Annotated in this window: 6 protein-coding genes and 1 pseudogene; all 7 read left to right on the forward strand. The window is 58.4% G+C overall.

The genetic code is table 11. The features are described from left to right. The first annotated feature begins 125 nt into the window (after positions 1-125). The gene (locus R5H23_RS16335) at positions 126-1,067 is read left to right on the forward strand and encodes a toxin co-regulated pilus biosynthesis Q family protein (protein WP_211501529.1); all 942 of its coding nucleotides are present in this window, start codon (positions 126-128) and stop codon (positions 1,065-1,067) included. Further along, positions 1,064-2,779, forward strand: coding sequence for a pilus assembly protein PilN (locus R5H23_RS16340; protein WP_317216079.1), 1,716 nt, complete (start codon positions 1,064-1,066; stop codon positions 2,777-2,779). The genes R5H23_RS16335 and R5H23_RS16340 overlap by 4 nt, the downstream gene beginning before the upstream one ends. After that, a complete protein-coding gene (gene pilP / locus R5H23_RS16345; RefSeq protein ID WP_011251505.1) occupies positions 2,776-3,423 on the forward strand; it encodes a type IV pilus biogenesis protein PilP in 648 nt (215 codons plus the stop codon). The genes R5H23_RS16340 and pilP overlap by 4 nt, the downstream gene beginning before the upstream one ends. Beyond that, complete coding sequence (locus R5H23_RS16350) at positions 3,420-4,604, forward strand: type 4b pilus protein PilO2 (protein ID WP_010504798.1); 1,185 nt, start codon at positions 3,420-3,422, stop codon at positions 4,602-4,604. Before pilP ends, R5H23_RS16350 begins: the two co-directional genes overlap by 4 nt. Further along, positions 4,601-6,286 (forward strand): GspE/PulE family protein, encoded by a 1,686-nt coding sequence (locus R5H23_RS16355; RefSeq protein WP_011251506.1) that lies wholly within the window; start codon positions 4,601-4,603, stop codon positions 6,284-6,286. The genes R5H23_RS16350 and R5H23_RS16355 overlap by 4 nt, the downstream gene beginning before the upstream one ends. Then, a complete protein-coding gene (locus R5H23_RS16360; RefSeq protein ID WP_011251507.1) occupies positions 6,286-7,416 on the forward strand; it encodes a hypothetical protein in 1,131 nt (376 codons plus the stop codon). Before R5H23_RS16355 ends, R5H23_RS16360 begins: the two co-directional genes overlap by 1 nt. A 37-nt stretch (positions 7,417-7,453) precedes the next feature. Continuing rightward, positions 7,454-7,659: pseudogene (locus R5H23_RS16365) on the forward strand (hypothetical protein); the annotation flags it as partial.

The raw sequence follows: 7,659 nt of genomic DNA on the forward strand, positions 1-7,659 counted from the left end.
GCTTCGACCCAACCGTATCGCACTGTCGGTGACTCCTACGTCGTTGATCTGCCGGTCACTGATGCCCTGTTGATCGGTAACGAGCCCGGCTCCCCTACAATTCGCATCTCTCATGGAGGAAAGGCATGACGCGCCGTCCCTATGCCCCTATCGCTGCGTCAGTGCTCGCCTTCCTGAGCGCGTGCACCGAGGTTCCACCGTCCCAGACGTCTCACGTTAGCGGAGCTAACTTCAGAGATACGTCGGCACTCACTGTGTTTATCGCTGATATCCTCGCCAACAGCCTGGATGCAGGCCGCACTGTCGTCCGCCTTGCCCCTTACAGCGGCCCCGACGATGCGCACGCCCAGACGCTGCTGACAGATACGCTGCGTGAGCGTGGCTTTGCGCTTTCTCCACAGGGTATGCCTTACCCGGGCGCACAAACGGTCAGGTACGCTGTCTCGCCGCTTGGCACAGATCTTCTTGTTGAACTCGACGTTGAGGACGCTATTGCCACCTGTCTCTACGGACATGATGCCGATGGCGCACTCAGGCGGAAGGGCAGTTGCAGTCTGAGGTCGGGAGCAGCACTGAGCCTTCGCATCCCCACGCAGGAAATTCTTGTCCCTGCGCCGGAAAAACCCAAGGTCGCCCAGTCTGCGCCCCAGGCTGGTCCTGTACAGCTTGCCCCTCACGCTCCGAACGATGCGAAGACAGTCGGCGCCCAACCTGTCGAAGCAACGCCGCGTGCAGTCATCACTGCCGCTCCACCATCGCCCCCTGTGCATTTGCAGCCACCTGCTGAGGTTTGGACCCTTATCGAAGGTCAGCCGATCCGGGATCAGATGATTGCCTGGGGTGATCGGGCAGGATGGCGGGTCATCTGGCCCGAAGGCATGAACTGGATGGTTCCGGTGACGACCGGCTTCACAGGCCCGTTCCGGCATGACGACGGACACGGTGGGGATGACGGTGTGATGTCACAGGTCATTCACGCCCTTTCTGCTCAAGGCAAAACAATCAGCCTCCAGCTCTTTACAGTCAATCATGTCGCACTCGTTACGAATACGGGGATCCAGCAATGACCCGCACCAAACACGCCTTCCTCCTGCTAACCGGTCTTAGCGTCCTGGCGCTCCTGGCGGGATGCAATGACTTTAACGATGCTCGGGAAAAAGAGCAGCGCATGGCAAGGCTTGGGGAAACGACCCGGCCACCGGAACAGCCGATCGTGTCATCCATCAACGCCCCCTATCTGCTTGGGGAAGAGCTCAAGGACCGGGACGCGACCCCCGGAATTCTGAAGGCTCCAGCGTCCATCCTTATCGCTCGTCCGGTCGAAATCCGGGATGCTGCGATCCTGGCAAGCCGCATTACGCACATTCCCGTCAGCGTTGCTCCCGACGCTGAAGAGACGGACGGCGATAGCGCGTTCTCAATGCCGGCATTAAGTGGGGGATTCAATGGCGTCGCGCTGCCCCCTCCGCCGACCATGACAGGTGCCACAAATTCTTCGGGTACGCGCAGAAGCGCGTCAGCAGCGCCGTCAGCATGGCACGGCCCCGGTGCATGGCTCAGTTACGACGGCACTCGTGCCGGACTGTTTCAGGCGATCGCAACACGGTTTGGCGTCTGGCAACGGTTCGAAGACGGTCAGGTTCGGTTCTTCCGTAACGAAGCGAAGACATTTGTTGTTCCGACCTTTCCGGGATCAACGAACATCAACACGACGATTACCGCCTACACAGGTGGCGGAGGTGGAGGAAGCTCCGGCGGTGGGTCTGGCGGAGGCTCTGGTGGCGGCGGAGGCTCTACCGGAAGCTCCGGAGGCTCTTCTGGTGGCAGCTCTGGCGGTGGATCATCATCGGGCATGGCCTCCATCTCTCGCGAGAGCAAAACCGATCGCTGGAAGAACCTTCAGAAAACCGCAGACACGATCGCAAACGGCGCTCAGGTTATCGCCGATGAAGGTCTGGGCACGCTTTCAGTCACGGGAAATCCAGATCAGGTGACAAGAGTCTCCGACTGGATCCACTCTCTCTCCGAGAGTCTGATGCAGCAGGTCGCAATCGATGTGCACGTCTATACGCTCAAAGAGACACATGAAACGAACTATGGATTCAGCCCGCAGATTGCCTTGAAGAATTACGGCAAGGTCTATGGTCTCAGCATGATCCCCGCCGCGATACCGGGCATGCAAACGAATGACATCCCCTTTTCATTCGGCGCGTCCATCCTCGACACCGCCAAAGGGGCCGCAGGCCAGTTTTCCGGATCGCAGCTGGCCATTCAGGCACTTTCCGAGCTTGGAAACGTGACGGAGATGTACAGCCGGTCTGCCGTCGCAACCAACGGTATGTCGGCCCCATTCCAGAACGGGATCAATACGACCTATCTCGCCAATTCGAGCACTGTCCTCGCGTCAAACGCCGGCTCCTCCGCGACCCTCTCCCCTGGCGTGGTGATGAGTGGGTTCATGGGGGAAATCACACCGAGGATCGTGGATCAGAGGATCCTGCTCCACATCAACTTCTTGCTGCAAACCCTCCTGAGTATCCAGACCTTCCAGTCGAACGGATCGTCCATTCAGGAGCCAAAAACCTCCAGTACGTCACTCGACGATACCGTGGTTCTCCGATCCGGTTCCACGCTGATGCTGTCGGGGTATGTCGATGATTCCTCATCTCGGGATCGCACTGGCGTTGGCTCGCCGCTCTTCTGGTTAGGCGGTGGTGGCGGCGACGCACAAACGCAGAAAACTCAGGTTATCGTTACGGTAGAGGCGCACACCCTATGAAACGTGCAACGCATACTCGCTGCTGTGGCGCGGCTATCCTGATCTTCACGATGGCAAGCGCTCACGCTGAAGTCCCGGATTGCGCCACCCATCTCCAGCGTGCCGCCCCAGGGCAAGTCCTGACCGCAGAACAGATTGACCTGAACAACAACTGCTTACAGGAACTGCAGCAGGAGAGCGCTGCCGTTGAGCTGAGAGCCCGCATAGCAGATTCCGAAAAGAAAATTCTGGGCAAGACCGAGCCTGTGCCTTCTCCTGCAACCCGAACGTCTGGCGGCCTCCCGCTCCCGGGCTTTCCAACAGTCCTGCCTCCGAACGCTCCCACCCCAGTCCAACCCCGGACGCCAACACCCCCTGTCTGGCTGCCGCCCCGCATAGCCATGATCGCCTCCGACCAGGGACGGATGACGGCCTCTCTCAAAATGCCCGATGGAGCGCTGTATGACGCGATTAAGGGGACCGTGCTTCCAGATGGTTCCACGGTAACGGCCATCCGCGCAGACATTGTCTACGTCCGACACGGAAAAGACGTCGTGCCATTGTCCAATGACGATGGGTCAACCCAGATTGGCCAAGCCGTTGCCTCCGGTGTATCCGGCGCCTCAGCCTTTCCTGTGCTCGGAACCTCTGGGGCGCGGCAATGAGCCTCGACCTTCAGACCCGTGACCATCGGTGGTGCCTCGACGCAAGCTGGATTTCGTACGCTCGTCGACCTGCCGCCTCGGAACTGCGTGCTCGTGCGCGCAGTATCCGCGCGACGCACTATCTGGTTGTCCCTGGACGACCTGCGCTCGTCGGTTTTTTCGCGTTCCGGGACGGCTCCAAACGCAAATCGCTTATACCGGCTGCGTTAGCCGCGGCACGGACACTCGGGCCCGATGCCTACGCGGAATACGAACCTGAACCAGGACGGCTCTGGATTGTTGCAACCGACCATTTAGGCAATTTAACGCCGTTCGCCGATAGCTGCATCAGCGCGTCGGAGCAGGAAGCGTTTGAAGCTCGCCTCGATCCGTCGCTGGTGGCCCGCAAACAGCGCTTTGATATCGATCAGGTCGACGAGAAATTCGCGCAGTTCGAGCCTGAATCATACCCGTTGCGTGAAGTGTCTTCCCGTCGAAGTCTTTTTATAGGGGCCGGAATTGTTGCTTGCGGCGTTGGCATCGGCTTGAGCCTCTATACCTGGCATCTCCACAATATTCGTCTTGCAGCAGACAGGGTCCAGCAGATGCGTGTCGAGAGTGACCGCCTGAAAAGGCTGGCCAACGCGCAGGTTACAACCGTAACGCCGGATCATTGGATCAATGCGTGCCTTAAGACGGCAAAGGCCGTTCCACTATTCGCCGCGGGCTGGGCCCAGATGGAGTGGGTTTGCAACAGCACAGGAGTAGAGATCACCTGGTTAAGAGCTGGCGGAACCCTCGCTGATGCGCCTCCAGGGAAGTACACCGATCAAGGAGATCTGATTGTACAGACACTCCCCATGGAGCCTGAAAGAACACGACCACAGGCTCATGCTCCCGTTGACGGCAAGCGCCTCCTGCTTGCGCTCCTGCAACAATCTGGCGTCAAGGCACAGATCCATACCACCGTCGTCCTAGACCAGGATCCCAAGCAGGCGCACGGCCCTCCACCGGCAGCGTCAGCCCAGTTCATCTGGCCCACTGATCCACGGTCAACCTCGTGGGACGCCATTCCCGGGCTACAGTTTATTGAGCTTCGCCATAAGACCGGACTTCAGTTGTCCTCTGCGGCCGGCCAGCAATCAGACCTGAACAGCTATCTCGTTTCTGCCCAGATTGGCGAAGGAGACCATGCCCCGTGAGCCTATTCAACCGGCTGCAAAATCGGACCCGAAAGTCAACGTCCTACGATGGGACGCTGGATGCCACAGAGGCACAGCACGTCGCTATCGATGACCTGACCAAGACCCTCTACGTCGATCAGACCAGACGGAATAGCGTTGCGATCCAACAATGGATGGCAGAGCATCGCGCCCGGACAGGCTTGCTGTACCGTGTGGAGTGGGAACCTTTCAGCGACATCAGTCGCCGTCGCGAGGAAATCCGTCAGACTTATGCAGGTCAAAAGGGACCGCAGGAGACGTCCAATACGGCGCGAAACCAAGCAATTGGTATGCTGAAAATTGCCGCGCAGTGCCGCGCTAGCGACGTGCATGTTCTCAAGCGAAAAGACCATACCGAAATTCAGTTTCGCATCAAAAAAACCCTGATGGTTTATCGCGAACTGAATAATACGGAGGGCGAAGCCCTGCTGGTCGCGCTGTACCGTCTTTGCTCCAGTCAAGACAACACGATCAAGCCGCTGGAAACCCAGGATGGTGGCATCACCGGGCAGATCCTTGACGGCACCGGCCTGGAGAACGTGCGTCTGGTGCGTGGCCCCGCCTATCCGGCAAACGACGGTGGCGGGCACATGGAACTGCGACTGCAGTATCGAGAGAAGAGTGAAGGCTCAGGTGCGCTGCCAGCCGGTGTGACACTCCGACTGCCGCGGCGGCCGGAAGGTGAACTGAAACTCGCAAGCTATGGGTTTTCCGAGGACCAGATTGATCGCCTGAAGTACATCGCAACACAGCCCTCCGGTGTGCTTCTTCTGACAGGTCCAACCGGTTCAGGAAAGACGACAACAATTTACGAGCTTGCAAAATGGCAAGCCCGAACCGATCCGGGGAAGCGACTGGTCGGTATTGAGCAGCCAGTAGAATATCCCATGCCGTGGGCGGTTCAGCTTGAGATCTCCAACGCCCTGGATTCAAAGACCGCAGGTGAACGTTTTCAGGCAAATCTTCGCTACAGTCTTCGTATGGACCCGGACCGGCTGATTATCGGTGAAATCCGAGACGCCGAGGTGGCACTGACAACTTTCGATGCCGCTCAAACCGGTCATGGCGTCCTTTCTACCCTGCATATCGAAGACCCCTTCGAGTTTCCAACACGCCTGCAAAACATGAATTTCGAACGGCTGTCATTCCGGGTGACCTGCAACAGTTCTGTTATTCGTGGCGTCGTCGCTCAGCGACTGCTTCCTCTTCTCTGTCCGCATTGCAAGGAACTCTGGACCGTCAACGACGAACGTATGCCACAGAGGGCAGCGCAGGCTCTGGCGACCTGGGGCGATACATCCTCAACATACAAAATTCATCCAGGCGGCTGCTCACGTTGCCAATACACCGGGGCCGGCTCTGTCACCTCTGTGGCTGAGGTCGTCGAGACGGATGAGGAGCTGATGAATGATCTCATCACCAAGGGCATCGCGATTGCACGTCGCCGCTTCCGCTCCCGCCCCGAAGCAGACACCCCGATGGTTGAAAAGGCCATCAAGCTCGCACTTGAGGGCCTTGTCGATCCGTACACAATCATCCGCGAAGTCGACAAGATCCCGTCCAGGGAACAGGTCGATCGCGATCGCAGGATCGGACGTGCGGAGCGTGCAAGAGCCGCACAGGACGCAGCGGCTCTCGCCAGGGAAGAGGAGATAGCCTGATGCCCTTCGAAGTTATTTCGCATGAGGCCCCCCGCTCGTATGGCCTCGAGAATGCAACCCCATTCTCGTTATTCGGTCACCGCCTGAACTTCGGCTGGGCCGTGCGCGCAAAATTATATCAGATGATGATCCCCCGGCTTCGGGACAAGAACGGTACGACACCAGAACGGCTCTTCGAGCAATATGCTCGCCGCCTTCGACGGAGAGGTATTGTTGGACGGTCAGCTGCCACGGTCGTCGAACTCCTGCTCGAAGAGATGACGGAGCATGCCCGAAAGCTCGCACCGGCTATGCGGCCTCTGATCCCGGCCGACGAGTTCGCAATCATCGACGCAGGAGAACGCAGTGGCGACCTGGCGCAGGCCCTGGAAAATCTGCTCGAGCAACGCCGCCGCACAGCGAACATCGTCAAGGCAAACCGCAAAGTGGCGCTCCTGCTTCTGGCCTTTATCGGGCTTTTTGGGGGCACGTTCTGGATCATCGGAAAGTTCGCTATTCCCTCCCTCCTGCCCTTCGCCCATGCCTTCTCAAAGCGTCAGACCGGGTCACAGCAGACCCTTCTTGCCGTCACCGGCTGGGTCACAGGGACCGGACCTCTTTGGGTCATCTCTGGAGTTATCGTCGTCTGCGCCGTGGTTTTCTGGAGTTTTCGACGACTCACCGGTCCGTTGCGGCTGGCTCTCGAAAAGATCCCCCCATGGTCAACCTACCGCGCCATCGAAGGATACATATGGCTTTCGACGTACATTATTCTCGTGCGAGCGGGTGCGCCAGAGACGTCGGTTCTGGAAGACCAGATGAAAACTGCCTCGCCATGGCTGCGTGAACGACTGTCCAAACTTGCTGAGCTCATGGGCCAACATGCCTACCTCTTTCCGGTTGCCCTGGAAGAGAGCGGTTTCCAGTTCCCATCGCCCGACATGATCGATGACATCGCCAATGCCTGGGGTGGCTCAACAGACGGATACGATCGGCTGCTTGCCTCCTCAAAGCTCTGGGCTGATGACATCGAGCAGGCAGCGATTCAACGAACCGAGTGGCTTCGGACCATAGGATTCACAGTCATGTGGATCATCGCGGGCGCACTCACATTCGCCACAGATACATTCATCCCGCTGGATCAGTTTTAGGTCCAGCGCATGAATTTTTGTCTGAAGGCGAGACCCCATGACTAACCTAATTGGCATCATAGCCGCGATCATCATCGGATTGTTCGGCCTTGGTACTGCAGCGACTTATGCGATGCGCGCGTACCACGGAACTGGCACAACGACTGCGATTACCGAAGCCACCGATATGTGGCATCAAGCACACTCGGTTTACGGCGGAACAGTCGCCGGTGGTGCGGCGACCTATGCAGCAGTAACCAACTC

The sequence above is a fragment of the Gluconobacter sp. GP1 genome, assembly GCF_032913585.1.
GTDB classification, from domain to species: Bacteria; Pseudomonadota; Alphaproteobacteria; order Acetobacterales; family Acetobacteraceae; genus Gluconobacter; species Gluconobacter cerinus.